At 59.4% G+C, this 26,323-nt stretch carries 25 protein-coding genes; 14 read left to right on the top strand and 11 right to left on the bottom strand.

Going from position 1 to position 26,323, the window contains the following annotated elements; genetic code table 11:
* Nucleotides 1-77: 77 nt before the first annotated feature.
* Nucleotides 78-560 (top strand): N-acetyltransferase family protein, encoded by a 483-nt coding sequence (locus ACLEJQ_RS08995; protein WP_440794149.1) that lies wholly within the window; start codon nucleotides 78-80, stop codon nucleotides 558-560.
* Here ACLEJQ_RS08995 and ACLEJQ_RS08990 read toward each other — a convergent pair.
* The 8 genes from ACLEJQ_RS08990 to ACLEJQ_RS08955 all read right to left on the bottom strand — a co-directional run bounded on the left by ACLEJQ_RS08990 (nucleotide 557) and on the right by ACLEJQ_RS08955 (nucleotide 8,627).
* Entirely contained in the window at nucleotides 557-1,783 is a 1,227-nt protein-coding gene (locus ACLEJQ_RS08990; protein ID WP_440794147.1) for an MFS transporter, read from the bottom strand. The genes ACLEJQ_RS08995 and ACLEJQ_RS08990 overlap by 4 nt on opposite strands.
* An 18-nt stretch (nucleotides 1,784-1,801) precedes the next feature.
* Nucleotides 1,802-2,410 (bottom strand): thiamine pyrophosphate-dependent enzyme, encoded by a 609-nt coding sequence (locus ACLEJQ_RS08985; protein WP_440794145.1) that lies wholly within the window; start codon nucleotides 2,408-2,410, stop codon nucleotides 1,802-1,804.
* Nucleotides 2,407-2,934 carry a thiamine pyrophosphate-binding protein gene (locus ACLEJQ_RS08980; RefSeq protein WP_440794143.1) on the bottom strand — a complete coding sequence of 176 codons (528 nt, stop codon included), beginning with the start codon at nucleotides 2,932-2,934 and terminating at the stop codon, nucleotides 2,407-2,409. Before ACLEJQ_RS08980 ends, ACLEJQ_RS08985 begins: the two co-directional genes overlap by 4 nt.
* Nucleotides 2,935-2,943: 9 nt before the next feature.
* A complete protein-coding gene (locus ACLEJQ_RS08975; RefSeq protein WP_440794141.1) occupies nucleotides 2,944-4,269 on the bottom strand; it encodes a hypothetical protein in 1,326 nt (441 codons plus the stop codon).
* A gap of 101 nt (nucleotides 4,270-4,370) precedes the next feature.
* Nucleotides 4,371-5,498, bottom strand: coding sequence for a hypothetical protein (locus ACLEJQ_RS08970; protein ID WP_440794139.1), 1,128 nt, complete (start codon nucleotides 5,496-5,498; stop codon nucleotides 4,371-4,373).
* Entirely contained in the window at nucleotides 5,495-6,523 is a 1,029-nt protein-coding gene (locus tag ACLEJQ_RS08965) for a hypothetical protein (protein ID WP_440794137.1), read from the bottom strand. Before ACLEJQ_RS08965 ends, ACLEJQ_RS08970 begins: the two co-directional genes overlap by 4 nt.
* Entirely contained in the window at nucleotides 6,520-7,284 is a 765-nt protein-coding gene (locus tag ACLEJQ_RS08960; protein ID WP_440794135.1) for a TauD/TfdA dioxygenase family protein, read from the bottom strand. The genes ACLEJQ_RS08965 and ACLEJQ_RS08960 overlap by 4 nt, the downstream gene beginning before the upstream one ends.
* The gene (locus tag ACLEJQ_RS08955; RefSeq protein WP_440794133.1) at nucleotides 7,281-8,627 is read right to left on the bottom strand and encodes a DUF6002 family protein; all 1,347 of its coding nucleotides are present in this window, start codon (nucleotides 8,625-8,627) and stop codon (nucleotides 7,281-7,283) included. The genes ACLEJQ_RS08960 and ACLEJQ_RS08955 overlap by 4 nt, the downstream gene beginning before the upstream one ends.
* 397 nt (nucleotides 8,628-9,024) lie before the next feature.
* On the opposite strand from ACLEJQ_RS08955, the gene ACLEJQ_RS08950 reads away from it, so the two are divergent.
* From ACLEJQ_RS08950 to ACLEJQ_RS08920, 7 genes are all read left to right on the top strand, one after another.
* Nucleotides 9,025-9,465: a ParB N-terminal domain-containing protein gene (locus ACLEJQ_RS08950; RefSeq protein ID WP_440794131.1), complete on the top strand. Its 441-nt coding sequence runs from the start codon at nucleotides 9,025-9,027 to the stop codon at nucleotides 9,463-9,465.
* Between the two features lie 19 nt (nucleotides 9,466-9,484).
* Nucleotides 9,485-10,351, top strand: a complete 867-nt coding sequence (locus tag ACLEJQ_RS08945) for an alpha/beta hydrolase (RefSeq protein ID WP_440794129.1) — start codon at nucleotides 9,485-9,487, stop codon at nucleotides 10,349-10,351.
* 168 nt (nucleotides 10,352-10,519) lie between these two features.
* Nucleotides 10,520-11,491, top strand: a complete 972-nt coding sequence (locus ACLEJQ_RS08940) for a 2-dehydro-3-deoxygalactonokinase (protein WP_440794127.1) — start codon at nucleotides 10,520-10,522, stop codon at nucleotides 11,489-11,491.
* Nucleotides 11,492-11,510: 19 nt separating this feature from the next.
* Nucleotides 11,511-12,131, top strand: coding sequence for a 2-dehydro-3-deoxy-6-phosphogalactonate aldolase (locus ACLEJQ_RS08935; RefSeq protein ID WP_440794125.1), 621 nt, complete (start codon nucleotides 11,511-11,513; stop codon nucleotides 12,129-12,131).
* Nucleotides 12,132-12,179: 48 nt separating this feature from the next.
* Nucleotides 12,180-13,328, top strand: a complete 1,149-nt coding sequence (gene dgoD, locus ACLEJQ_RS08930) for a galactonate dehydratase (RefSeq protein WP_440794123.1) — start codon at nucleotides 12,180-12,182, stop codon at nucleotides 13,326-13,328.
* Between the two features lie 177 nt (nucleotides 13,329-13,505).
* Nucleotides 13,506-14,816, top strand: coding sequence for an MFS transporter (locus tag ACLEJQ_RS08925; protein WP_440794122.1), 1,311 nt, complete (start codon nucleotides 13,506-13,508; stop codon nucleotides 14,814-14,816).
* A 59-nt stretch (nucleotides 14,817-14,875) separates the two neighbouring features.
* Nucleotides 14,876-15,679, top strand: a complete 804-nt coding sequence (locus ACLEJQ_RS08920) for an IclR family transcriptional regulator (protein ID WP_440794120.1) — start codon at nucleotides 14,876-14,878, stop codon at nucleotides 15,677-15,679.
* 55 nt (nucleotides 15,680-15,734) lie between these two features.
* Here the strand turns inward: ACLEJQ_RS08920 and ACLEJQ_RS08915 are convergent, their stop codons facing one another.
* Nucleotides 15,735-16,787, bottom strand: coding sequence for an NAD(P)-dependent alcohol dehydrogenase (locus tag ACLEJQ_RS08915; protein WP_440794118.1), 1,053 nt, complete (start codon nucleotides 16,785-16,787; stop codon nucleotides 15,735-15,737).
* A gap of 179 nt (nucleotides 16,788-16,966) precedes the next feature.
* On the opposite strand from ACLEJQ_RS08915, the gene ACLEJQ_RS08910 reads away from it, so the two are divergent.
* Entirely contained in the window at nucleotides 16,967-17,857 is an 891-nt protein-coding gene (locus ACLEJQ_RS08910; RefSeq protein ID WP_440794116.1) for an AraC family transcriptional regulator N-terminal domain-containing protein, read from the top strand.
* Nucleotides 17,858-18,040: 183 nt separating this feature from the next.
* Here ACLEJQ_RS08910 and ACLEJQ_RS08905 read toward each other — a convergent pair whose 3' ends face one another.
* Entirely contained in the window at nucleotides 18,041-19,705 is a 1,665-nt protein-coding gene (locus ACLEJQ_RS08905; RefSeq protein ID WP_440794114.1) for an electron transfer flavoprotein-ubiquinone oxidoreductase, read from the bottom strand.
* Nucleotides 19,706-20,248: 543 nt separating this feature from the next.
* Between ACLEJQ_RS08905 and ACLEJQ_RS08900 the strand changes: the two genes are divergently transcribed.
* Both ACLEJQ_RS08900 and ACLEJQ_RS08895 read left to right on the top strand, forming a co-directional pair.
* Nucleotides 20,249-20,998: an electron transfer flavoprotein subunit beta/FixA family protein gene (locus tag ACLEJQ_RS08900; RefSeq protein WP_007908338.1), complete on the top strand. Its 750-nt coding sequence runs from the start codon at nucleotides 20,249-20,251 to the stop codon at nucleotides 20,996-20,998.
* Nucleotides 20,999-21,000: 2 nt separating this feature from the next.
* Nucleotides 21,001-21,930, top strand: coding sequence for an electron transfer flavoprotein subunit alpha/FixB family protein (locus tag ACLEJQ_RS08895; protein ID WP_440794112.1), 930 nt, complete (start codon nucleotides 21,001-21,003; stop codon nucleotides 21,928-21,930).
* An 83-nt stretch (nucleotides 21,931-22,013) separates the two neighbouring features.
* Here the strand turns inward: ACLEJQ_RS08895 and ACLEJQ_RS08890 are convergent, their stop codons facing one another.
* On the bottom strand, nucleotides 22,014-23,972 hold the full coding sequence (locus ACLEJQ_RS08890; protein WP_440794110.1) for a hypothetical protein: 1,959 nt from the start codon (nucleotides 23,970-23,972) through the stop codon (nucleotides 22,014-22,016).
* A gap of 271 nt (nucleotides 23,973-24,243) precedes the next feature.
* Between ACLEJQ_RS08890 and ACLEJQ_RS08885 the strand changes: the two genes are divergently transcribed.
* The 3 genes from ACLEJQ_RS08885 to ACLEJQ_RS08875 are packed head-to-tail and all read left to right on the top strand — an operon-like array spanning nucleotide 24,244 to nucleotide 26,243.
* Complete coding sequence (locus ACLEJQ_RS08885) at nucleotides 24,244-25,068, top strand: substrate-binding periplasmic protein (RefSeq protein WP_440794109.1); 825 nt, start codon at nucleotides 24,244-24,246, stop codon at nucleotides 25,066-25,068.
* A gap of 9 nt (nucleotides 25,069-25,077) precedes the next feature.
* Nucleotides 25,078-25,437: a DUF4398 domain-containing protein gene (locus ACLEJQ_RS08880; RefSeq protein WP_440794107.1), complete on the top strand. Its 360-nt coding sequence runs from the start codon at nucleotides 25,078-25,080 to the stop codon at nucleotides 25,435-25,437.
* Nucleotides 25,434-26,243, top strand: a complete 810-nt coding sequence (locus tag ACLEJQ_RS08875) for an OmpA family protein (RefSeq protein WP_440794105.1) — start codon at nucleotides 25,434-25,436, stop codon at nucleotides 26,241-26,243. Before ACLEJQ_RS08880 ends, ACLEJQ_RS08875 begins: the two co-directional genes overlap by 4 nt.
* The last annotated feature ends 80 nt before the right edge of the window (nucleotides 26,244-26,323 follow it).

Raw genomic sequence — 26,323 nt, 5'->3', positions numbered from 1 at the left:
GCGAGATTGTTTTCATATGTGACGAGCGGCTGTTAGCGGCTTAGTATGGCGCTTTCAATTGGCTACAAGGCCTGTTCATGTCGATCGAGATCCGTCCCGCGCAACCCAGCGATGCGCCGCAAATCCTTGCTTTCATCACCGAATTGGCCGATTACGAAAAGGCTCGTCACGAAGTCATCGCCAGTGTGGCCGACATCGAGCGCAGTCTGTTCAGTGAGGGCGCGACCGCCCATGGCTTGATCTGCCTGCGCGATGGCGTGCCGATCGGGTTTGCGGTGTTCTTCTTCAGCTATTCCACCTGGCTGGGCAGCAACTGCCTGTACCTTGAAGACCTGTACATCACGCCGGATCAACGCGGCGGCGGGGCGGGCAAGACGTTGTTGCGGCACCTGGCAAAGATCGCCTGCGACAACGATTGCGGTCGTTTCGAATGGAGTGTCCTGGACTGGAACACCCCGGCGATCGAGTTCTACAAATCCCTCGGCGCGCAGCCACAGGAAGAGTGGGTGCGCTATCGGATGGACGGCAAGGTCTTGAGGGATTTTGCCCAAGGTAACTAAGACTCCTGCGCGGCACGTGTTGTCGGTGGGCCAGCTTCCTGCAGGGTGTTCACGCGTGCCAAACGAGGCATCAAGGATGCGGTCACCAGCAGCGATAGGGCACCGAATAGCGTAATTGTGTAGCCGGCTCCGAGGAGTTCGGCCGTGCCGCCCGCTGCCAAGGCAAAAATGCCCTGGGCCGCCAGCCGGCCGGAGGACTCCAACCCCTGGACCTGTCCGATACGATCCTGGGGAATGTGGGCCACTAGGCGTTCTTGAAGCCCCAGCGACGCAGAAAACCCGAGGCTGGCGAGCAAGACCAGCAGCGCGGCTACCATCCAAGGCAACTCGATGAAAAATATCAGGTAGGGTGCTGCCAGCAACACTCGCTGGTAAAGGTTGATCCTGCTGCGGGTGTCGGAGCGCATCCACCGGCCAACCATCAGATCACCGAACAGCATGCCAACCGCTCCTGCCGCCAGTAGATAGCCGGCATTGTCGTGAGCGTAGGGGATAAACAAGCTTTCGGCACCGACCACGATTCCGTTGGGTACCCACAGCGCCAGCAGCAAGACCCTGACGTTGGGGTGGCGTAGCGCCCACTTGTTAACCGCCTGGGTGGCAGCGAACCCGGTTGATCGACGTACAATGCCTGGTTCAATGCCTGGGCGGGGCGTGGGCGGTATCCCCCACAGCACCACGCAGGCACCCAGAGCCATGAGTATTCCCAGAGCCACGAACATGGGCGGGGGATCCACGAACTGGATAAGCGCCCCTGCGAAGGCGAAGCCACAGATCTGCATTGCCCCGTTCGTCAGGTTCAGAAGACTGCGAGCCATGGCATAGTTGTCACGTCCGACGCTGGTCACGACCAAGCCTAGTTGCAATCCACTGCTGATCGCCGCGAGCAGCCCACTGAAGATCAGGAGCACAAACCGCATCCACAAGGGCAGTGGCAAGGCCTGAGCGCCCATGCAGATGGCGCTGAGGAGCTGCAGGGCGGTCATCAGCGCACGAGGCGAGGAGGTGTCGGCCAGCGACATCAGGCTCGCCGCACCCAAAAGGCTGGCCAGCGACGGCGCAAACATCGCAAAGGATGTAAGAAATGTTGACCCGGTCGCGGCGTCGACTACGGTGCCCAGGTAAAGGCCGGATATGGAGGTGGCCAGCACATTGGTAACTTGCGTGGCGAACAAGCTGCCGAACTGACGTTCGCGCAGCAGCGAAAGGTATCCTGCTGACATCAACTACTCACTCCCTGTTCATGATCGCGCCGTCGAAGTCTCTCGTGCAGAGCCGTCCTTGACGAAGGCTTGGAACTGCCTGGCGATGTCCGGAAGCGACAAGCCTATACGGCCCACGGGATCGGGACCAGGCTGCACACGACAATTAAGTAGGGCACTGCTGCCGCCCGAAATAGCCGCTGCCGCGACGGGAAGCGCTTCGGCGAACGTCGTCGCTGACGTTTTCAGCTCTGTTACAAAGCCATACCCGGCGGCCCTGGCCAGGTCGCAGATGGAGTCAACGCTGGGCGGGATATCCTGGCCTCCCGTGGAGGCGTAACTGGAATCGTTGGCGACGATGTGCAGGATGGCGCTGGCGGTTTCCTGCTCAAGCAGCAGGCAATGGAGCCCCATGAGCATTGCACCGTCGCCATCGACGATCACCGGATGTCTAGAGCCGCTCCCCAACCCCCTCACTACGCCACGGCCGATGGCGGAGGCCATCCCCATGCTCCCCACCATGTAGAAGTGATTGGTGGAGGCGGGTCGCAAAGCGAACGCAATGCGCGACGCGTACCCGGTTGTGAAAATGATCGGATGTCCCTCGAAGCGAGTGACTATTTCGGCGATGAGTTCTGTCTTGTTCATGGGCACCATCCAAAATACTCGGGAGCGATCAGCACGGCACTGGGGCCGTTCCTGGCGAGATTTCGTGGAATAAGCAGGTCTTCGGGAGCTGCCAGGAGGGTCGTCGCGACGCCCCAATGAGAAAGAATCGACGCGGTTGTCGCACCCATGGCGCTGTTCTCGGGTGTCGTGTCGTTGCCGGTTCCCCTGAGGCTGATGACCAAGGTCACGTGGAGGTCATAAGGACATATGAGCGAGGCCATGACGTTGACGCAGTTCCCGAACCCGGAATTCTGCATAAGCACGGCCGGATGGCCGCCAGCGAGCGCCTCACCGGCAGCGAAAGCGAGCGCTGTATCCTCGCGGGACACTGTAACCAGGGAAAGGTCACTGTTTTTGTCGCGTGCCTGGCGCCACAAAGGCGCCAGGATTCCGCACGGGGTACCCGTCAGAGAGGTGGTGCCTGCGTCCCTCAGGACGCCGAGCAGATGTCTGGCTCGTTCAGCGGGTGAGTGCAGATCGATAGGGTGAATGGGCGTTGTCATGGCTTCTCCTTAATCGGGGGCGATGGCGGTTTCAAATGCTCCGAACCCTTCGCAACTGACGACACCGTAGCTGTCGTCGGGTCGGAACCGTGCCCAGCCACTGCCGGGACGGCCGCCGAACACGAAGAAGCTGATGATGGGGCGCATCTTCAGCAGCTCCGTCTGATCGTCGTGGGCCCCATGGCTCATCCACACCTGCTGCAGGCACGGTTCGACGTACGCTTGCACGATGGAGTTTCCAGACGCGGCCGCTGTTGTGACCAAGTCATGCCATTGCGCCTGCGACACCTCACGTCCGACTGTGACCTGGCGCCCCTGCATGCCGATCGCCTCTTTCAGGACCAGGCGCTCTTGATGCGTGATACAGAAAGGTAAGAGCGCTCCTTCGGCGCCGCCAAGCAGGGTCGTATTGCGATCCGTGAGGCAACGCGACCAAGGGACAAACTCCGCCACTGTTTCACGGTCCTGGCGTGTCATCCAAGGCAGGCCCTCGGAAAGCCAGGCAAGGGTTTTTTTGTTCGCCAGAAACGCCGAGGTCTGTGGGCCGAGGAGCAGTGAGCCACCGTCCAGCCAACGCCGCACGGTGGATAGGTCGATACCGAGCTCGGCCCATTCAGGAATGGTGAACATGCGCAGGCTGAGCGGGAACGCCGCGTGGCTATCGCCGTGGGTCGCTTCGAGAATGTTATCGAGGTGTTCCGGTTCGCAGAAATCTGCGACCAGGCCTTGGCGATGCAGGGCTTCGACTTCCAGGTCGAAAACCTTGGTGCTGTTGGTGTATTCAAGGTCGCGTACCGACCCTACTACCAGAACCCGGCCCTCCAGGTCCGTGCGCGTGGCGATCTCGCGAAAGGCCCTGGCGCGGTCGTCATAGGGACTGCTCCACTTGAAACGAATGGGTTCTCGCCGACCATAAGCGGCCTGGAGGCCGGCCTGGAGGCACGCCAGCTCGGGCACCCCACCCACGGCGCCACTGACGTTGAACTCTAGTACCTTGGGACCGGACGTGGTCAGGACAAAGTCAGGGCGGGCAAATACATCACTGTATGGATCCTCGAAATGCAGGTCGGTGCTGAACAATGGGTAGTCTTGCTCGGTAGCGCCGTAAGCGTTGAGTCTCGCCTGGGTGCAATCACCCACTGACAGTGCGGCGCGTTTCAAGAGCTTGAGCAGAGACACCGCCGCATTCTGTAATTGGTGGTGGACGCGACGATCAAGGATTATCGGCGAAATCGGGCAGGACTCCCGGGCCTGGATCCCAGTATCGGCCAGGTGACACTGCAGGATGCGACGGGTGAGTTCGATGGGCGTAGCGGGGCGCGGAGTATGGGGCATATCAGGACCTTCTCGCGTGAAAGCGGGTGTTGTTGGCAATGACGATGGCAAGCGAAGCGTTGCCCGAACGTCCTTCGACGGGCGGGACATGACGCCTGAATTCAGGTATCGCGTGGCCTTTCGGCGTATTGATTTACAGCACCCTCCGAGGACAGGAATTCATCAATCGGAATATGCAGTGGCGGATTCAACCCACCCATCCGGGCGCTGAATTCACACGCCGCGCCTTGCTCCCCTGCCGTGAAATACACCGGAGCGAAGCCGGTAGGCGTATCGATCAGCATCGGATTGTGCAGCAGGAATTGGCGTACCCCCGGGCTGTCGCGGTGGACCTTCAGCCGCAGGAATTTGTGCCGGAAATGGTTGGGGGCCGGACGTACCTGTGCGCCTAGTTTTCGTTTCCACTGGAATATGCCTTTGGCGATGAAGGCCTCGGTTCCAAAAAGATCCATAGCCTGGATAGCGCTGCTCCTGGCGCAGTGCTGGAGCATCAGGTGATAGAGGTTCTTGAACGCGCCGTTGTCATAGTGCTCATCAGCCCCTTCATCGACGCCCAGCAGTCGTGTGGTGAACACGCCGCCACGCTGGGTAAACAGGCATCCGGCTACCGGGCCTGCGGACGATTCGGACAAAAACAACCCGCCTTGCCTGGCGATGTGCAACGCCAGTGCCAAGGGCTCGGTCCGCGCTGCGTCAGCGTGCCGTTTGGCCATGGTTGGCAAGTGCATTCGAAAGTAGAAACGGCGTACTTCAGCCTCATCCGTCGTGATTCGCGCGCGCCATTGCTTTTGGTCGAACGACGACGAGAAGCGTGGTCGCTCGCGTTTTGAAACGGCTTGCTTGACCGATTCGAGGTCGGGAGTCGGAATCGCAAGGTGAACGCGAAAAGGCAGGATCAGCTCGCGTGGGCCCGCGGGAGACCCGCGTACCGAGGTGCCTTGCAGCGAGATATCGGCTGCGGCGCCGTCGTGGTCATCCTGCCAATGTACTGGCCCGGGAAAGTCTCGTGACCGCAGGACATCCATGAGCTTGAGAATGTTGGTCAGCCCTTGGGAAAGGCCCGCGTAGGAAATGGACGGCGCGTGCGGACACGTCGGAACTGTACTGGTCACGGTGCCGGTTTTCGGCGCCCATGAATCCAGTAGCCTGTGCATGTGAATGACCCCGGGATGGGACGAGTTTCTCCAACCATATCGTATCGCCGTCGCAAGTCTTGCTGGCATCGTCATAGCAATCCCTCCAGCGAGCTCACCCAGGTCCCAAGGTCAGTGCCGTTTAGCCGGTTGTCGGGCGGCGCCATCATCCCCATGCCAGCGCGAGCGTCTGATGAAAGCTCCAGTACGTCATCAAAAATATCCCATCCCTCGGCCATGCATTCCTGACGGTGTCTGGCGCGGACTTGATTCAGGTCCGCCCCCGAAAGCTTGATACATGGCTTCGCTGCGCGCCCCAATCCCAGGCTTACAGGCATCGCCCCGGTTTCCACGCCGACGCCGGGCAGGCATGCGTTCACCGAGGGCGACATGGCCAACTCGGCTATCAGCGATGCCGCCGCCGTGGCGCCTATGTCGTTGCGTTCCTCTCGGGATAAGGCCCGCCGCCGGTCAAGCGCTTCGATGCATGCCGCCAGGGGTTCGTGGATCAGGCCATTCGTTGCGTCGTACATCAACGGTATTTTCCTGGGGTTTTTCCCAAGGTGCGAATGGTGAGCCAGAGCCTGGAAACGGTCACCTTGAGCGCCAAAGTCCTGAGCCCAGTTCAAGGTCTGGGCGTTTCCCAGGCCCGCGTCGAACGGGGTTCCGAGCAAGCGAGCGACAGGGTTGACGAGTTCGGGGTAACAGGCGTTGAGCAACAACCCGTCGTTGCCGCATGAATGCGCCGCCCTGGCGACGTTGGTTGCGATGGGAAGCTGGAGCGGCAGTGTCGAGCCGAAAGGCGCTCCGGCCCCAGGTCCCGAGCCGTACGGCGAGTACGCCGATGCTGCAGACACGATCACGTCCGGCTTGAACGAGACCATCAACGCCTGAAGGTTCGCCAACCCTTCCTCGCCCAGCAGGGTATGCATCGGAGCCTGCCGGACGTGCGGTGCCGCAAAGGCGTTGCCCGCAGAGGAGGCGAGCCGGGCATCCCGGTAACATTGGACGATCTGCGCACCTTCATCGAGTACACCGCAAAGGTGTGCAAGCAGGGTCCGCGCAAACCGTCCACGTCCGATAACAAGAACCTTTACCGCAGCGTTTTCATTGCCGCTCATCGGGCGCATCCTTGCAGCCCACCGCTCGCGCTGATTTGCAGGCGCCGCAGGTGGCGTCGACTGTCCTGGAACGCGTTGCGTGCATGGAGCACACGCCAGTTGTCCCATAGCAAGATGTCGTTCTGCGCATAACGAACCCACACCGAGTCCGACTGATAGCGTGACTGCCAATCTTGTTGCAGGGTCGTCGCGATCACGTCGTTCTCGTGCAAGAGGTTATTGCAGGAAAACCGCACGATGCGGCCTGAGCCGGTGTCCTCGAGAATCGGATGCTCGGTGCGTAGATCCAGCCCCTGCCGTTGTATGCCCTCGGTGGTTTTCCAGGCATAGACGGTCTTCAACAGATGCTCGCGCGAAATGTCATCGAGCGCATCGATCCATGGCTGGGTCAGTGCAAGCGTGGTTTCCCCACCGTCGCCCTCTGCTGGGACCACACACCAAAGCATGATGTAGCGGGGCGGCAGGTGCTTGAAGTCGTATCCCTCGGTGTGCGGGGTGAGCGGTTGATGGTTGCCAGCGTGGTAGACGTCATCCATGCCCGGTTCGGGACGTACATTGCCTACCACCGCTCCGCCATAGTTCGGCACGAAGCTGCCCAACCGTCGACCGAAGCGGATGTAGTCAAATCCATCCGCAATGTTCACGACTTGTACGTAGCCGTGCTCCTCCAGGAGCGACTGAGCGGTGGCATGCAGGTTTTCAAGAGGGATGGGCTCATCGTTGAAGTCGATGGCCGAGACAATACTAATCGGCGAGTTCATCCAAGCATTCTCCCTCTGGTTCGCTCGATAAGGTCATCAAGCGCTTGGGGTTGGTCCTGGTGCAGGCGTGTCAGGTGTCGATGGGGTACTGGGTCAAAATCGCTATCGGTATAGCTGCCACTGTTATGGAGCACGACCGATCCGACACCCTCCAGCAACCCCCGCGTATGGGCCAGCCTTGCTCCGGTAGCTGCCATTAATAACGAGTGCTCTCGCAGGCGACCCGGATCGTCTGGCAAGCGCACGTCGGTATGCGCGAGCGCCTTTCGGACCTGGTCATAGCCTCTTTCACATTCGATACGGCTGACGACGATCCCGGTGCCTCCATGCCGAGCGATGTAGCCTTCCATCTCCGGCTGCGTTACAGGTGCGGAGGTGTAGAACGTTGTGTCGATGCATTCGTCAATTCGGTGGGTTTCAGTGGGGAAATGCGCCGAGTCTGTTTGCTTGAATCGCCCATTGGCGCTGGGCTGGTACTGGGGGAGCTGCGTTCGGTCAAAGGTGCCTCGCGTCAGATGCAAGACCATGTCAGGGGTATCGAGGTGTTGAACGAGCAGGTAACCGGGCCGTAACGGTGCGTCTGACCACCTTCGCTCCCACCCTCGACTATGTCCTATCAACCCGAACGCACTGGATACGCTGTGTGCGTGCCAGCGACGGACCTCCGGTGCGAAACGGTCAATCTCCAGAAAGGCCCGCAGTTGATCGGCGAGAACGTAGTTGTCCAGCGAGAGCGTGAACCACAATCGTCGCTTCGATGCCAGGGAGGGAAGCCTGCGAGCGGCGCTGGAAACCATTTTCTTGACGGTGTCACGAGTCGACGTTTCAACGGTCACGAGTGGATTGAGGGCGCGCAGCCGGTCGTCCGACGATAGGGGGCTATCCCACAGTTTGAGCTCCGCATCCGCTGGCACAACGCACACGATATTCAGCGTGTCTGGAGAGGCCAGTCCGAGCTCGTAGGCGCGGTATACCGCAGCGCGCAATGCGGTCGCTTTATTTCCTGAAGAGGGGGTGACTATGGTGACCGCCTCGCCGCTGCGACGACTATGTTCGATCGCTCGCGCCACCATGAGCAGGGAAGGATTGGTTTTAGTCGTACGGGTTCGTTCGAATCTCGACATATTGAGCAAGATGGTTTCAATTCCCAAACCCAAGTCAATCAGTGAGTAACTTATCGAAGACGCTGCAAAAAACTGCTTTATTTGCTGGTCCAGTTCCGGAAGGTATCGGGGACTGAATAATCCGTCCCCAGCCTGCTCCAGATGGTCAGTGGAGGCACGCAATTGGTTACAGATATGATCGTAATAATCACAAATCGGATTTTCAACAAGAGTGGTCATGTGAATACTCCCTAGCGAATAGCTAAGTTCTGGCGGTAGCCATTAGTGTGATATTGGATCCAAAATTCAAATGCCTCAGCGAGACTAGACGTGAAGTTTTTAAAAAACAAAATTTTTTTTGACTTTATTAAGTGAGCGGCCATAACAGGTTGGTAAACAAGATTTTTTTACAAAAATTGGAATGCAGTAACGAAATGGTACGTACGCTCGAATAAACGAAGCGGTGCAAGGTTCAATCTTTTTAAGCAATATTTTTTTATTTAAATCTATCTTGTAAAAATAAGAACTTATAAGTAAGTCTTGCCATGACTCAAGATGCGACTAGGCTATCCGTCAACTTCTTCGGCACGCACCAGCGTTGTGTCGTGAGATGAGAACAAGCTAGAGTGAGTTGACTATGAACACTAAATTCTTTGCAGAGGCTCGACGTGAAAATAGGGGCATTATGCTCTTGCCTCCGGACGCGCTTCTGCCCACTGAGCAGTTTATTGAAGCGCGGGTGCAGCAAGTCGCCTACGAAATTGCAAGCCGCGGCTTTTGGTTGCAACCGATTCTGGTAGAGCGCGGATCATGGGTCATAATGGACGGTCACCATCGGCGTGAGTTTGCACGGCGAACGTCGTTGAAAGTGGTTCCCTGCTTATTGCTCGATTATTCGCAGGTCGAACTTGAATCCCGTCAAGCGGGCATTGAAGTGACAGCCCACGAGATTATCGCCAGGGGCCTGGAAGGCCGTCCTTATCCACCCAAGACCACTCGGCATATCATGAACTCAAGGCTGCATGTCGAGTGCAGATATGCGTTGGCCGACTTGGCCAAGTCAATGCCTGTCGATTGAATAACCAGGAAGGAACTTGATGTTCGAACAATTCTCTCTCGATACCGTCGTCCTGCCTGAGGCGACGTTGAGGGTCAGGCATGGAGGCAGGGGTTCTCCCGTTCTACTGCTCCATGGTCATCCTCGTACGCACGCGACTTGGCACCGGGTAGCGCCGTTGTTGGCGCGGCACCACACGGTGGTTTGCCCCGATCTGAGAGGTTTCGGTCGTTCCTCCAAACCTGCCGATACGCCGGACCATGCCGGCTCGTCGAAACGTGCCAAGGCCCGTGATTGTATTGCGCTGATGCGCCATCTAGGACACGAGCGGTTTTCGGTTATCGGCCATGATCGGGGCGCTTATACGGCCTTTCGCATGGCCATGGATCATCCCGACGCCGTAACCCACCTCGGTGTACTGGACGGCGTACCTATAATCGAGGCACTGGAACGCTGCGACGAGCGATTCGCCGCCATGTGGTGGCACTGGTTCTTCTTCATGCAGGCCGAGAAACCGGAACAAGCCATCCTGGTCGATCCAGATGCATGGTATGGCGGCTCTCCCGAGAAAATGGGGGCACTTGCCTATGAAGACTACAGGGCCGCTATTCATGATCCCGAGACGGTCCATGGCATGCTTGAGGATTATCGCGCAGGTCCGGGGATCGACCGCGACCACGATGAGGCGGACCGGCGCGCGGGGCACCGGATTGCGTGTCCCACCATGGTCCTGTGGTCTCAGCGTGATGATTTGAAACTGATCTATGAGGATGTGTTGGCCGTTTGGGAGCCGTGGACGACGAAATTGCAAGGGCGTGCTCTGGACTGTGGTCATCACATGGCGGAAGAAGCGCCCGAGGCGTTGGCTGCCGAAATCCTCGGGTTTTTGAACGGCGAATCACGCTAGGGCATACCGGCACTTACTTGCATGATTGCCGGCTGTCCGCGACGTCACGGTTACACATCAAGCTACATTTCCCAATATATGAGATGCATTTTTATATATTGAGATTTGTGCGGGTCCAGGTTTATAGTCCGCCTCACTCACTGCCAAAAAACAAAACAGGTGAAGCGGATGCAGGCGCAATTGATTGCGCTCGACTGGGGGACCACCTCATTACGGGCTTACAAACTCGCAGCCGATGGCGAGGTGCTCGACCAGCGCTCGCTGTCGTCGGGGATCATGCAGTTGCCGGCGGGGCCGCGCACCGTGGCCGGTCGGCTATGCAGCGATGGTTTCGAGCTGGCGTTCGACGAGGCCTGTGGCGACTGGCTCGATGCACAGCCAGGCTTACCGGTGATCGCCTGCGGCATGGTGGGCAGCGCCCAGGGCTGGCGCGAGGCGCCTTACTGCGACACGCCGGCCAACGTGGCCAATCTCGGACATTCCCTACAAGTCATTCGTAGTCTTCGCGGTATCGAGGTGCACATCGTGCCCGGCGTGATCCAGCGTTCCCGCTTGCCCAATGTGATGCGCGGTGAAGAAACCCAGGTGCTCGGCGCCTTGCACAGCCTGCCGGACGAAGCCGTGTTGATCGGCCTGCCCGGCAGCCACTCGAAATGGGTCGAGGTGGCCGACGGCTGCATCGTGCATTTCGATACCTTCATGACCGGCGAGATCTTCGCCGTGCTCAGTGACCACAGCATTCTCGGCCGCACGCAGCAGCGGGGCGCGACGTTCGACGGCGAGGCCTTCGATCGCGGCGTGCAGGTGGCGCTGTCTACGGACGGCCAGATCGGCCCGCTGTCGACGGTGTTCAGCGCCCGAAGCCTGGGCCTGACCGGTGAACTCGGCGCCGCAGCCCAGGCGGACTACCTTTCCGGTCTGTTGATCGGTCACGAATTGACGGCCCTGGCCGCCGTGCAACGCCAGCGGCGCAACAGCGTCCACTTGCCGACGGTGGTGTTGATCGGCAATTCCCAACTCTGCGCCCGTTATCGACGAGCGCTCGACGCCTGCGGTTTCGCCCGGGTAACCCTGGCCGAACAGGCCACCGAACGTGGGTTGTGGCAGCTGGCCCTGGCGGCCGGGCTACTCGATCGCTGAATTTGACTGGAGGTCTGAAATGCTCACTCAAGCACTGGCACAAAACGGATTGATCGCGATCCTGCGCGGCTTGCGTCCCGAAGAGGCCGCCGCCATCGGCGAGGTTCTCTACAGCGCCGGATTTCGCGTCATCGAAGTACCGCTCAATTCCCCCGAGCCGTACGAAAGTATCCGCATCCTGCGCAGTACCTTGCCCGCCGATTGCCTGATCGGTGCCGGCACCGTGCTTACGCCGGAGCAGGTGGAACAGGTCAAGGCCGCCGGCGGCCAGGTGATCGTCATGCCCCACAGCGACCCGAAAGTCTTGCGTGCGGCGAAAGCGGCGGGGCTGTACCTGTCGCCGGGGGTCGCCACGCCTACCGAGGCTTTTGCCGCGTTGGCTGAAGGCGCTCATGTATTGAAGATGTTTCCCGCCGAGCAAATGGGCCCAGCGGTGGTCAAGGCCTGGCTCGCGGTGCTGCCGGCCGGGACCGTGCTGGTGCCGGTGGGCGGGATCACGCCGGACAACATGGCGGTGTTTATCGAGGCTGGCGTCAAGGGCTTCGGCCTCGGTTCCGGGTTGTTCAAACCTGGGCTGACCTGCGACGAAGTGGCGGTGCGCGCCAAGGCCTATGTGGCTGCGTGGAATGCCTTGAACTGAAGATTTTTCCGGCGCTGCAGGCGCTGCATCGACAAGAGAGACAACAAGATGAAAATCACCAAACTGACCACGTTTATCGTTCCGCCGCGCTGGTGCTTCCTCAAGGTCGAAACCGACGAAGGCGTGACCGGTTGGGGCGAGCCCGTGGTTGAGGGCCGTGCCCACACGGTGGCGGCTGCCGTTGAGGAATTGTCCGACTACCTGATCGGCAAAGACCCACGCAATATCGAAGACATCTGGACCGTGCTGTATCGCGGTGGCTTTTATCGCGGTGGCGCGGTGCACATGAGCGCCCTGGCCGGCATCGACCAGGCATTGTGGGATATCAAGGGCAAGGCCCTCGGCGTGTCGGTCAGCGATTTGCTCGGCGGACAGGTCCGCGACAAGATCCGCGTGTATTCGTGGATCGGCGGCGACCGCCCGGCCGACACCGCTCGCGCGGCGAAAGAAGCGGTAGGGCGCGGGTTCACCGCCGTGAAAATGAACGGCACTGAAGAGCTGCAATTCCTCGATACCTTCGAGAAAGTCGACCTGGCCCTGGCCAACGTCGCGGCAGTGCGCGACGCGGTCGGGCCGAACGTCGGCATTGGCGTGGACTTTCATGGCCGGGTCCACAAGCCGATGGCCAAGGTGCTGATGAAAGAGCTCGATCCCTTCAAGCTGATGTTTATCGAAGAGCCCGTGCTCAGCGAAAACTACGAAGCCCTCAAGGAGCTGGCGCCGCTGACCAGCACGCCGATTGCCTTGGGCGAGCGCTTGTTCTCCCGCTGGGACTTCAAGCGGGTGCTCAGTGAAGGCTACGTGGACATCATCCAGCCGGATGCGTCCCATGCAGGTGGCATCACCGAAACCCGCAAGATTGCCAACATGGCCGAAGCCTATGACGTGGCGCTGGCATTGCACTGCCCGCTGGGCCCGATTGCCCTGGCGGCCTGCCTGCAACTGGACGCGGCCTGTTACAACGCGTTCATCCAGGAGCAGAGCCTGGGCATCCACTACAACGAGAGCAACGACTTGCTGGATTACATCAAGGATCCGCAGGTGTTCGACTACGACAAAGGCTTCGTGAAGATCCCCAACGGCCCGGGCCTGGGCATCGAGATCAACGAGGAATACGTCATCGAACGCGCGGCCATCGGACACCGCTGGCGCAACCCGATCTGGCGGCATGCCGATGGCAGCTTCGCCGAGTGGTGATTCACGCCTGACCCAGTGGGACGAGCTTGCTCGCGATGGCGATGTATCAGTCACGCATGTGCCAACTGACACACCGTCATCGCGAGCAAGCTCGCTCCCACAAATTGATCTTCGCAAGCAGGAAGATCTTCTTCGATGCGCCCGTTTCCTCAATAACCATAAAAAGAGGCACCTCACATGCAAGCGCACACCTTGAGCGCGCAGGCGTCGTTGGTGACGCCCAGCCGCAAGCGTTTTTTCATCATGGTCCTGCTGTTCATCACTGTGGTGATCAACTACCTGGATCGCAGCAATCTATCCATCGCCGCCCCGGCGTTGACCAGTGATCTGGGCATCGATCCCATCCATGTCGGGCTGATTTTCTCGGCGTTCGGCTGGACCTACGCGGCCATGCAGATCCCCGGCGGCTGGCTGGTGGACCGGGTGCCGCCGCGCATCCTGTACAGCGTGGCGCTGCTGTTGTGGTCCGTGGCGACGGTGATGCTCGGTTTCGCGGCCAGCTTCATCGCACTGTTCGTCCTGCGCATGGCCGTCGGCGCTCTGGAAGCCCCGGCGTACCCGATCAACAGCCGTGTAGTCACCACCTGGTTTCCCGAGCGCGAGCGGGCCACGGCCATCGGCTTCTACACCTCCGGGCAGTTCGTCGGGCTGGCGTTCCTGACGCCGGTGCTGGCCTGGCTGCAACACGCGTTCGGCTGGCACATGGTGTTCGTGGTGACCGGTGCGGTGGGGATTCTCTGGGCGGTAATCTGGTACGCGGTCTATCGCGAGCCACGCGATTTCAAGGGCGCCAACGCCGCCGAAATCGAACTGATCCGCGACGGCGGCGGGCTGGTGGATATCCAGGCCGATACAGCCAAGGCCAAGGCGAAATTCAATTGGGCTGACCTGGGCATCGTCCTGACCCAGCGCAAACTGTGGGGCATCTATCTGGGGCAGTTCTGCCTGAATTCCACGTTGTGGTTCTTCCTGACCTGGTTCCCGACCTACCTGGTGAAATACCGCGGCATGGACTTCATCAAGTCCGGCCTGCTGGCGTCGCTGCCGTTCCTCGCGGCGTTTGTCGGCGTGTTGTGTTCCGGGTTCTTTTCCGACTGGCTGATCCGTCGTGGCAGCAGCGTGGGCTTTGCACGCAAGCTGCCGATCATTGGCGGTCTGTTGATTTCCACCGCAATCATTGGTGCCAACTTCGTCGAATCGACGCCGCTGGTGATCGCTTTCCTGGCCCTGGCGTTCTTTGGCAATGGCCTGGCCTCGATCACCTGGTCGCTGGTGTCGACCTTGGCGCCAGCGCGCCTGCTCGGGTTGACGGGTGGGGTGTTCAACTTCATCGGTAACCTGGCCGCCATCGCCACGCCGATTGTCATTGGTTTCCTGGCCAGCGGTGATTCGTTCGCCCCGGCCATTACCTACATTGCCGTCTTGGCGCTGGTTGGCGCGCTGTCCTACATCCTCCTGGTGGGAAAGGTCGAGCGCATCGAGTTGTAGTCCGACGGGGCGGGCGACCATAATGCCGCCCGTTCCCCGCTCACTGTTGAAGGCCGGATATGCAGCAAGACGATCCAAAAACCACCAAGGACGCGGCACCTACGGGCACACAGACGTTGCTGCGTGGCTTGGGCGTCGTCCAGGCGGTTGCCAGCGGCGCCCGTGACTTGAAGGAAATCGCCCGGCTGATCGGCACTACCCGCAGCACCACCCACCGGCTGGCCAGTTGCCTGGTGGATGAACGCTACCTGCGCGTGGTGCCGCAAGTGGGTTACCTGCTGGGGCCGAAGTTGATCGAGCTGGGTTTCCAGGCCCGGGAAGAGCTGCCATTGGTGAGCCTGGCGGGGCCGTATCTGGACGAATTGTCGGCACTCACCGGGGACACCGTGCACCTGGCGATTCGCGAGGGCGACGAGGTTTTGTACCTGCTGAAGAATCCGGGACGCAACGGCCCGGAGATGCGCTCGCGGGTCGGCCATCGCATGCCGCTGGCGCGCACCGGGATCGGCAAGGCGCTGATGCTCGATGACACTCAGGAACAATGGCAACGGCTGTATGAAATCAGCCTGCCATCGGGTGGGAAGAATCAGTTCTGGCCCCAGCACCAGGAGCAATCCTGGGAACAGTTCCAGCAGCGAATGATGGAATATGTGGCGGGCGGCTATGCGTTCGACCTGGAAGACAACGAACCGTCGATTCGTTGCGTGGCGGCGCCGATTCGTGACGCCGGCAAGCGGATCGTCGCTGGTATCAGCATTGCCAGCACCGTGCCGTACATGCCGCTGGAAAAAATGGCCGAGCTGATCCCCCTGGTCAAAGGGGTCACAGCCCGGCTGTCGGCGGAGTTGGGCGCCAAGGTCTGATGAGTGGCCTGGGTGGCTGATTCATGCACTCAACTTAACCGTACAGGCCACTGCGTCAGGCCTTGAGCGTGGCCATGTCGATGACGAAGCGGTATTTCACGTCCCCGGCAATCATGCGGCTGTAGGCCTCGTTGATCTGACGGATGTCGAGCATCTCGATGTCGCAGCTGATGTTGTGTTCGGCACAGAAATCCAGCACTTCCTGGGTTTCTGCGATGCCACCGATCAGCGAGCCGGCGAGGACCCTGCGGCCCATGATCAAGTTGGCCGCATGAACAGGTGGATCAATCGGTTCGACCAGGCCCACCAGGATGTGCACACCGTCGAAACGCAGGGTACTGAGGTAGGGGTTGAGGTCGTGCTGGACCGGGATGGTGTCCAGCAGGAAGTGGAAGCGCCCGGCCGCGGCGGCCATCTGCTCGGCGTCGGTGGACACGATCACATGGTCCGCACCCTGGCGACGGGCTTCTTCTGCCTTGCTGGCCGAGCGGGTGAACAACGTGACTTCCGCCCCCATCGCCTTGGCGAACTTGATGCCCATGTGGCCGAGACCGCCCATGCCCAGCACGCCGACCTTGTCGCCGGCTTTCACGCCATAGTGCTTGAGGGGCGAGTAGGTGGTGATGCCGGCACAAAGAATCGGTGCGGCGCCGGCCGGGTCCAGCGCGGCCGGGATGCGCAACACGAAGTGCTCCTGGACCACGATGCTGTTGGAATAGCCGCCCATGGTATGGCCACCGCTGACGCGGTCCGGGCTGGCATAGGTCTGGGTCATGCCCTGATAGCAGTATTGCTCCAGGTCGGCATGACAGGCTTCGCACTCACGGCAGGAGTCCACCATGCAGCCTACGCCCACCAGATCTCCGACTTTATGGCGGGTCACATTCGCACCAACGGCGGTAACCTTGCCAACGATCTCGTGGCCGGGCATCAGCGGGTAGACGGCGATGCCCCACTCGTTGCGCGCCTGGTGGATGTCGGAGTGGCAGACGCCGCAGTAGAGGATTTCGATCGCCACATCGTCGGCTCGCGGGTCGCGGCGTTCGAACTTCATAGGGGCAAGGGGCGCGGTGGGTGATTGAGCGGCGTATCCGATGGCGGTGTACATAGTGGACCTCGCTTAGCAGTGAACAGTGAGGTGATCTATTCTGGGAGCCATGGCGGCATCCGGCGATGGCGATTCCTACGGGTGTCATGCCTAATCCTCCGACCTTGGCGGTGGATTGATCCTATGGGGCGCCAGACCTGCGATGATGTTTCCATCCCTTTTTTCGTGAAGTTTTACCCATGTTGCTGACCCGTCATCTCGATGCCAACGCGGCGCTGGTTTCGTTGATCGAACCCTTGGCGACCCGTGACGGCTTTATCCCTACACGTCTTCCTGGGGTGCAAGTGCTGCGGTGCAGCCAGGACATTGCCCGTGGCCCGCAGCTCTACGAGCCGAGCCTGGTGATCATTGCCCAGGGCAGCAAATTGGCCTACCTGGGCCCGCGCACGCTGGAGTACGGCGCCGGGCATTACCTGATCCAGGCGCTGCCGGTGCCGTTCGAGTGCGAAACCTACGCCATGCCCGATGCTCCGCTGCTCGGGATATCCGTGGCGATCGATCGGGCGCTGTTGGGCGAACTCGTGCTGGCCATGGGATTGATGCCGGGGCGAAGCCTCGCGGCCCAGACGCCGGAGTCGATGACCAGCGCCGTACTCGATGGCGCCATGCGCGGCTGCGTCGAACGTCTGCTGCAATGCTTGCATGATCCGCTGGAGTGCCAGGTCATGGGCCAGGCGCGACTGCGCGAATTACTCTTCGCCGCCTTGCGCGGGCCTCAGGCGGATGTGCTCCGGGCGTTGGTGGAGCAGCACGGGCAATTCGCCCGGATTGCCGCAGCCCTGAGTCATCTGCACGCCCATTTCACCGAGCCGCTGAACGTCGAGACCCTGGCCAATTGCGCCAACATGAGTGCTTCGACATTTCATGAGCATTTCAAGCGCAGTACGCTGCTCTCGCCGGTGCAGTACCTCAAGCGCTTGCGTTTGCTCAAGGCCCAGCGGTTGTTGCTCATCGATGGCATGGGGGTGGCGCAGGTGGCGCATCAGGTGGGGTATCAGAGCTCGTCGCAGTTCAGCCGAGAGTACAAGCGCTACTTCGAGCGCAGCCCAGGGGAAGAACGCGCAGCTTGATCCACTGATGTCATCCTGTGGGAGCGAGCTTGCTGGCGATAGCGGTGTGTCGGTCGACATCTGTGTTGAATGAAAAATCGCCATCGCGAGCAAGCTCGCTCCCACATCGGGCTGTGGCGCTGCTTGGATGGCACGCAACAAAAAGGCCCCCATTGCGGGAGCCTCGTTGTTCAGCGAATCGGCTTACATGTTCGGGTAAGTCGGCCCGCCAGCGCCTTCCGGGGTTACCCAGGTGATGTTCTGCGAAGGATCCTTGATGTCACAGGTCTTGCAGTGGACGCAGTTCTGGGCGTTGATCTGGAAGCGCTTCTCGCCGTCTTCCTGGGTCACCACTTCGTAGACGCCGGCCGGGCAGTAGCGTTGGGCCGGTTCGTCGTACAACGGCAGGTTCTTGCCGATCGGGATGCTCGGGTCGGTCAGCTTCAGGTGGCAGGGTTGTTCTTCTTCATGGTTGGTACCGGAGATGAACACCGAGCTGAGTTTGTCGAAGCTGAGCTTGCCGTCCGGTTTCGGGTAGTCGATCTTCTTGCAGTCGGCCGCCGGCTTCAGGCAAGCGTAGTCGGGCTTGTTGTCGTGCAGGGTGAACGGCAGCTTGCCGCCGAAGATGTTCTGGTCGAGCCAGTTGAAACCGCCGCCGATGATCGCGCCGTACTTGTGGATCGCCGCGCCGAAGTTGCGGCTGGCGAACAGTTCCTCATGGAGCCAGCTGGCCTTGAACGCATCGACGTAGCTGGTCAGCTCATCGCTGCCTTCGGCACCGGCGAACAGTGCGTCGGCCACCGCATCGGCAGCGAGCATGCCGGACTTCATCGCAGTGTGGCTGCCCTTGATCTTGGCGAAGTTCAGGGTGCCGAGGTCGCAGCCGATCAGTGCGCCGCCCTTGAACACCATCTTCGGCAGTGAATTCAGGCCGCCCTTGCAGATGGCACGCGCGCCGTAGCTGACGCGCTTGCCGCCTTCCAGGTACTGCTTGAGCACCGGGTGGTGCTTGAGGCGCTGGAACTCGTCGAACGGCGACAGGAAGGTGTTGCTGTAGGACAGGTCGACGATCAGGCCGACCACCACCTGGTTGTTCTCCAAGTGATAAAGGAAGGAGCCGCCGGTGTTCTCGGTGCCCATGATGTCCAGCGGCCAGCCGGCGGTATGAACCACCAGGCCGGGTTGATGCTTGGCCGGGTCGATTTCCCAGATTTCCTTCAGGCCGATGCCGTAGTGCTGGGCGTCGGCTTCGCTGTCCAGGTTGAAGCGCTTGATCAGTTGCTTGCCGATGTGACCGCGGCAGCCTTCGGCGAACAGGGTGTACTTGGCACGCAGTTCCATGCCCGGTGTGTAAAGGCCTTCCTTCGGGTGACCCTCGCGGTCGACACCCAGGTCGCCGGTAATGATCCCGCGGACCACGCCGTTTTCGTCGAACAACGCTTCCTGAGCGGCGAAGCCGGGGTAGATTTCAACACCCAGATTCTCCGCCTGCTGAGCCAGCCAGCGGCACAGATTGCCCAGGGAAATAATATAGTTGCCTTCGTTGTGCATGGTCTTGGGCACGAAGAAGTCAGGGATTTTGCTCGCAGTGTCGGCACTTTTCAGGACATAAATGTCATCGCGCTTGACTGGGGTATTGAGCGGTGCGCCGAGTTCTTTCCAGTCCGGGAACAGCTCGTTCAGGGCGCGGGGTTCGAACACCGCGCCGGAGAGAATGTGCGCACCGACTTCGGAGCCTTTTTCGACCACGCAGACGCTGATTTCGTTACCGGCTTCGGCGGCCTTCTGTTTCAGTCGGCAAGCGGCAGACAGGCCAGCGGGGCCGGCGCCGACGATGACCACGTCGAATTCCATGTATTCGCGTTCCACAGGCTATCTCCTACTCAAGGCTCACGATTTTTCTAATTGGAGGTTTGGCGTTGCATCCATTGCTTCCTTCACGAAGCGGGCGAAAGCGACAATGGATGACACGCGGTTCTCTCTTGGCGGCGCATTATATCTACACCACTCTCAGGGTCCAATACAAACGTTTGTTTGAAATTGCCGCAGCCCAGATAAATCACTGACGTACGGCTTATGACTGACCATTTTGCCGTATTGACCGGAATAGGTGTTCCGGTCAAGATACGGGCGGTTTTGCGCTCGCCGTAGGCTGACTGTTGGTTTCAAGAGCACCTCTAAAGACAGGGCGAAGGCAGCACAAAGTGACGTAATGCGTGGTTTGGACGCGCAGTTTACACGCCGCGATAATGAATGACTCATCGGTCATCACTGACGAATGGTCTTCACTCCCGTGAGCAGGGTCATGTGTGGTTCATGCCGGCGTTTTTAGAGGTGCCCTTGCGCCCATGAGCATCAACCGCCAGGTTCGCCTAGGCGACTTTCTTTTCACCGGAGAGTAACGAGGAATCCATGAAGGTTCTTGTAGCTGTCAAACGAGTGGTCGACTATAACGTCAAGGTTCGCGTCAAGGCGGACAACTCCGGCGTCGACCTCGCCAACGTCAAGATGTCGATGAACCCTTTCTGCGAAATCGCCGTAGAAGAAGCCGTACGCCTGAAAGAAAAAGGCGTGGCGACTGAGATCGTCGTCGTCTCCATCGGCCCGACCACCGCCCAGGAACAACTGCGCACCGCGCTGGCACTGGGTGCCGATCGCGCCATCCTCGTCGAATCCGCCGAAGACCTGACTTCCCTGGCCGTGGCCAAGCTGCTCAAGGCCGTCGTCGACAAGGAACAGCCACAGCTGGTGATCCTTGGCAAGCAAGCCATCGACAGCGACAACAACCAGACCGGCCAGATGCTCGCTGCGTTGAGCGGCTACGGCCAGGGCACGTTCGCCTCGAAAGTCGAAGTCAGTGGCGACAGCGTTGCCGTGACCCGCGAAATCGACGGCGGCGCGCAGACGGTTTCCCTGAAACTGCCAGCCATCGTCACCACCGACCTGCGTTTGAACGAGCCGCGCTACGCGTCCCTGCCAAACATCATGAAAGCCAAGAAGAAGCCGCTTGAAGTGCTGACTCCTGACGCTTTGGGCGTTTCCACCGCCTCCACCAACAAGACCCTGAAAGTCGAAGCGCCGGCAGCACGCAGTGCGGGCATCAAGGTCAAGTCGGTGGCTGAACTGGTCGAGAAACTGAAAAACGAAGCGAAGGTGATCTGAACATGACTATCCTCGTAATCGCCGAACACGATAACAAGGCGCTGGCTCCGGCCACGCTGAACACTGTTGCAGCCGCTGCCAAGATTGGCGGTGATGTCCATGTCCTGGTAGCCGGGCAGGGCGCTGGTGCCGTTGCCGAAGCCGCCGCGAAAATCGCTGGCGTGGCTAAAGTGCTCTCGGCCGACAACGCCGCTTACGCGCACCAGTTGCCGGAGAACGTTGCCCCACTGGTAGCCGAGCTGGGCAAGGGCTACAGCCACATCCTGGCCGCCGCTACGTCCAACGGCAAGAACATCCTGCCGCGCGTTGCCGCTGCGCTGGACGTCGATCAGATTTCCGAGATCATCTCGGTAGAAAGCGCCGACACTTTCAAGCGCCCGATCTACGCTGGTAACGCCATTGCCACTGTGCAATCGACCGCTTCGGTCAAGGTCATCACCGTGCGCGCCACCGGTTTCGACCCGGTTGCAGCCGAAGGTGGTTCCGCCGCTGTCGAAGCCGTCGGCGCTGCCCACGACGCCGGCACTTCCAGCTTCGTCAACGAAGAACTGGCCAAGTCCGATCGTCCTGAACTGACCGCTGCCAAGATCGTCGTTTCCGGCGGCCGTGGCATGCAGAACGGTGACAACTTCAAGCACCTGTACGCCCTGGCCGACAAGCTGGGCGCTGCCGTCGGCGCTTCCCGCGCAGCGGTGGACGCAGGTTTCGTACCCAACGACATGCAGGTCGGCCAGACCGGCAAGATCGTTGCGCCACAGCTGTACATCGCCGTCGGTATCTCCGGCGCGATCCAGCACTTGGCCGGTATGAAAGACTCCAAGGTGATCGTTGCGATCAACAAGGACGAAGAGGCGCCGATTTTCCAAGTGGCCGACTATGGCTTGGTGGCGGATCTGTTCGAAGCCGTTCCTGAGTTGGAGAAGCTGGTCTAATCCGGCGCCTTCACAAAAAGTCCGATGCCAGATCATTGGCATCGGACTTTTTTGTGCCCGCTCGATAGGTGCGGCGGCGCACCTCAGGGCCAGTTTTTGACCAGCAGGCCGTCGGGCCCAACCGTGTAATTCGAAGGACGTCCCAGGCCAGGGATAATCGGCTTTCTTCCGAAGCTGTTGAAGTCCTCGCTGTCATGGGTGCCGTGGCAGTCAATCGCAACGTTATTGCCCGATCGATGAGCTGTCGAGCCGCCCAGGCTCAACGTGTGTCCTGTGGCTGCCTTATAGGCCGACGCATCGAAGACGCAGTTAACGACGCTGACAAAGCCCACTTGCGGGGTGTCCAGCGAAATATCGTTATCGTTATAGTTGCTTCCCAGCTTCACCTGGACATTGTCGAGGCTCAAGACCTTTAATTGGGCGTGCCCACCCCAATAGCACCTGAGGCGAGTGGCGCTGGAGTCGCGAATATGGATTTCCGACTTTTTGCTTCCCATCAGAAAGCCATAAACGGCGTCGGCATCGATCACTTTCAAGCAGAAGTGAACTTTATTCTGGCGAATGTCTGCTGCTCCTACGCGCAAAACAAAGCCTCGCGACGGTGGCATTCTTATGTTTTCCAATCTGATATTGACCACTGCGGAGTCAACGCCATTGAATGGCAGGAAGGCATAGTCGAACGAGATGCCTCCCAGGGCTGTCGTAGCATCTACACCTTGGATACTGATATTTCTGGGGGGCAGTAGTTTTCGCTGCGCAGTGTAGTGATCCTCGGTGGAAAAACTGATTAATTCGCAGGCTTCCTTGCTGAAGATTTTTATATTTCTGATAAAAATGTTTGACGGTAAGGCATAAGTTTCAGGTTGATCCGTCAATCTGATCGCGCTGTCTTCCAGGACGAGAATGCACGTGGTTCGTGTCTGCGCTTTATCCACGAACTGGAAAGTGCAGTTTTCTACGACCAGTGTCCCTCGTAGTTCGCCATAGTCGGTTCGCATGCCCAGGGCGCTCCAGGAGCGTGTCATGAACTTGCAATCGAGTATCCGGATGACCGAGTCGTCGCTGCCTGTTCCAAATGAACAGCCTTTACCATGGAAGACGCAATTTCTGACCTCAATATCCTGAGCATTGAAATGGCAGTGGAAGGCTTCCAGTTCGGAGTCAACGACACTGATGTTCCGTACGTTATTGCCGTCAATGGTTTTCCAGCCGGTATTCCCCGCGATATTAGCGAAGCTGATGTTCAAACATTTGTTGAGAATCACGTCATAGATGGCTTTGGACGAGACGCCTGGTTGGTAAGCTGGCCATCCGTATCCAGGTAAATTGGCACCCTGAAAGGAGACACCGTAACAATCGCTGCAACTGGTGAGCGCGTAGTAAGTGTCATCGAAGTTTCTACAGATGCACCGAAGGCCGATTACCTCAACCAGGTCGCGACTCACTTGAAAAATCGGGAAGGTGACCGGTCCCTGGACTTCCATGGAGGGTGCCTTGATCCTCAGCCTGTTTCGCGGAAGTTTGCGCAATTTGATCGTTACGGTGGAAGACCTGGAGTAGTCAAAGCTCAACGGGTAGACCAATCGTCCATACTTGGTCATCAGCGTGACCGTGCTTTTTTTCTGAGGTGCATTGCGGTCGCCGTTGCGGTAAATATAAATATCGTCACTGGATACTACGACAAAGCTTTCGGCGTACTGCTCAATCGTGTCATTGGGCAGGGTACTACTAAGGTCTGTGCCCAGATAAGTCAGTCGTGCCGGGACAAAATCACCTTTGGCTACGGACAAGGTCTGTTGCTTGCGCTGATCCGGATGTTCCAGGATCGCAATACCACCTGAGTCCATGATCAAATGAGCGCGGGTGAAATCGACGTCGGTATAGATCATGACTCGCTGTTTTATTAGAAACTGACCCGACGCCGAAATAGCTTTGTTCTCGAGGTAGGCAGCATCGGAACACTGTTGAAAGGCACGGGAGTCGTCGGTTACACCATCACCAACAGCCCCGAAATCCCGAACGTCAAGATAGGAATAGCTCATATTCTTTTTCCTCAAGTTTCTGGTTGTTGACAGTGCGTAGAATCCGGCCGTGATCAGGATTGGTTGGCAAGGATTACAGAATAGGTGAGCGACGATACGCAGAGGTGTTTTTCGGTATTACGTTAAGTTTCGGCCGGTGACTGATTGGCAGCAACTCAGTTAAGTTTGTATTTCCGGTAGCGGCTGTGCCCGTGACATTTCCCTCTGGAAACAGCGATCATCACGTTCGGAGCGACATTCGCTTCCAGCCGGTATCTGCACAGGAATCGTTATGGACAGGTTTTACATCGTTGCGCTGTCGCTACTGCTGGCCTTGCCCGTGGTGTCTTCGGATGTCCTGGCGTCGGGCAAATGTGAGCGCCTGGTCGCCACCGGCAGTCCGGATGCGCCGCCGTACCTCTGGCAGGATCCGCAGGATCCCAAGCATCTGATCGGCGCTGGCGCCGATCTGCTGGAGAAAGTGGCAGGGGAGCTGGGGATCAAGGTTGAACTGCTGTATGCCGGCAAGCGTGCCCAGGCCCTGGATGAAGTGCGCAGCGGGCGCATGGACCTGCTCACCGACGCGCCATTGACCAGCGCCGGTCTCGAAGCGCTGGACTACGTCCATCCGCCGCTGCTGGAAAACGATTACCTGGTCTGGACCCGCAAGGATTCGACACTGGTCATCAATCGACCCGAGGACCTTCATGGTCATCCCGGCGCATTGTCGGAAAAGTCTCGTATGACTGCCGGATTTGGCGTCTTTGCAGAGCAGCAATTGTCCCTGACCCGCACGCCCAACCTTACCCAGGCCTTTCAGAAATTGCTGCTGGGGGAGGTGGAATATGTCCTGGCCGGGCGCTATTCCGGCCTGGCAATGGCGCAGACACTGGGAATGGCCAACGACCTGCAAGCCGCACCACAGCCGGTGGATAAACCGGGGCTGTTTCTCGCGGTTTCCCATAACTCCGCCTGCAATGACCCATGGTTACGCGGACAGCTGGCGCAAAAGATGACAGAATTGGCCGCGTCCGGCCTGACGGAGGCTGTGTTGCAGCGCAATCTGGAGCGTTGGAGAACACAGTTGCAGCCACCTGTCGGTGCCCCAAAACAGTAGGGAACATTAGTGACTATTCGACCTCTTTTCGCTGCCCTGGCCGTTCTGGCTCTGGCGGGTTGCGCAGCCGATCCGGCGCCGAATGAACAGATCCGCCTGACCGAACGGGCGCTGGAACAAGCCCGAGCCGTGGGCGCCAATGCCGATGAAGTACCCGAATTGAAACTGGCCGAGGAAAAGTTCGCCCGGGCCCAGTCGAACATGGCCGACGAATCCTACAAAAAGGCCCGCATGCGTGCCGAACAGGCTGAACTGGATGCACGCCTGGCGGAAGCCAAAGTGCTGACGCTCAAGAGTCAGGAGCAACTGAACGTGCTCGATACCCGTATCAAGCGCCTGCGCAAGCAACTGCGGGAGGACGCTCAATGAAGCACTCCTATTTGCTGGGCGGCCTGGTACTTGTTGGATTGAGCGGTTTGTATGGCTGCGCCGGTCAGCGTAGCGAAGCAGCATTGGAACAGGCCGGTGCGAGCTTTCAGAAGGTAAAGGAAGATGCCAATGTCTTGCGTGCCGCACCCAGGGACGTGATACGTGCCGGCGAATCCCTGGCCCGTGCCGATCGCTTGTCGACCTACTGGGGCAGCGGCGAGGATGTGCAGCATTACGCCTACCTGAGCCAGCGCTACAGCGAGATCGCTCGGGAGCATAGCAACCAGGTGCTCAACGAAGAGCGTGCGGCGAAGCTGGAGCTGGAGCGTCAGCGCTTGCAGTTGGCCTTGCGTGAATCAAAGCTGCTGAGCGTGCAGCAGCAGGGCAAGTGGCTCGAAGAACAGATCATGGCGATGGCCACCACCCAGACCGATCGCGGCCTGGTGATGACCCTCGGCGACGTCCTGTTCGACACCGGCGAAGCCGAGTTGAAGAACTCGGCGAACCGGGTCGTGCTCAAGATCGTTCAATTCCTGCAACTCAATCCCAAGCGCGTCGTGCGTATCGAGGGATATACCGACAGCACCGGGGGCAAGCAGGAGAATCTCAAGCTGTCCCGTGACCGCGCGCAAGCAGTGGCAGATGTGCTGGTGGACCTGGGGATCGATGAGAAGCGTATCCAGGTCGAAGGCTACGGTGATGAATATCCGGTAGACGTCAACGCTACCGAGCGTGGTCGGGCGCAGAACCGCCGCGTTGAAATCGTCTTTTCTGACGAAAAGGGCCAGCTCGGCGCGGCCCGCTGAGGGACGCGTCACTGGAAAACCCGGCCCCTTTGACGGCGCCGGGTTTTTTTCGATCTGCCCGTTGGACAATCGATACAGTT

It is taken from the genome of Pseudomonas sp. SMV71 (assembly GCF_052042015.1).
Classification (GTDB): domain Bacteria; phylum Pseudomonadota; class Gammaproteobacteria; order Pseudomonadales; family Pseudomonadaceae; genus Aquipseudomonas.
The sequence above is the reverse complement of the archived record's forward strand: the minus strand, read 5'-3'. Positions and strand labels throughout refer to the sequence as shown.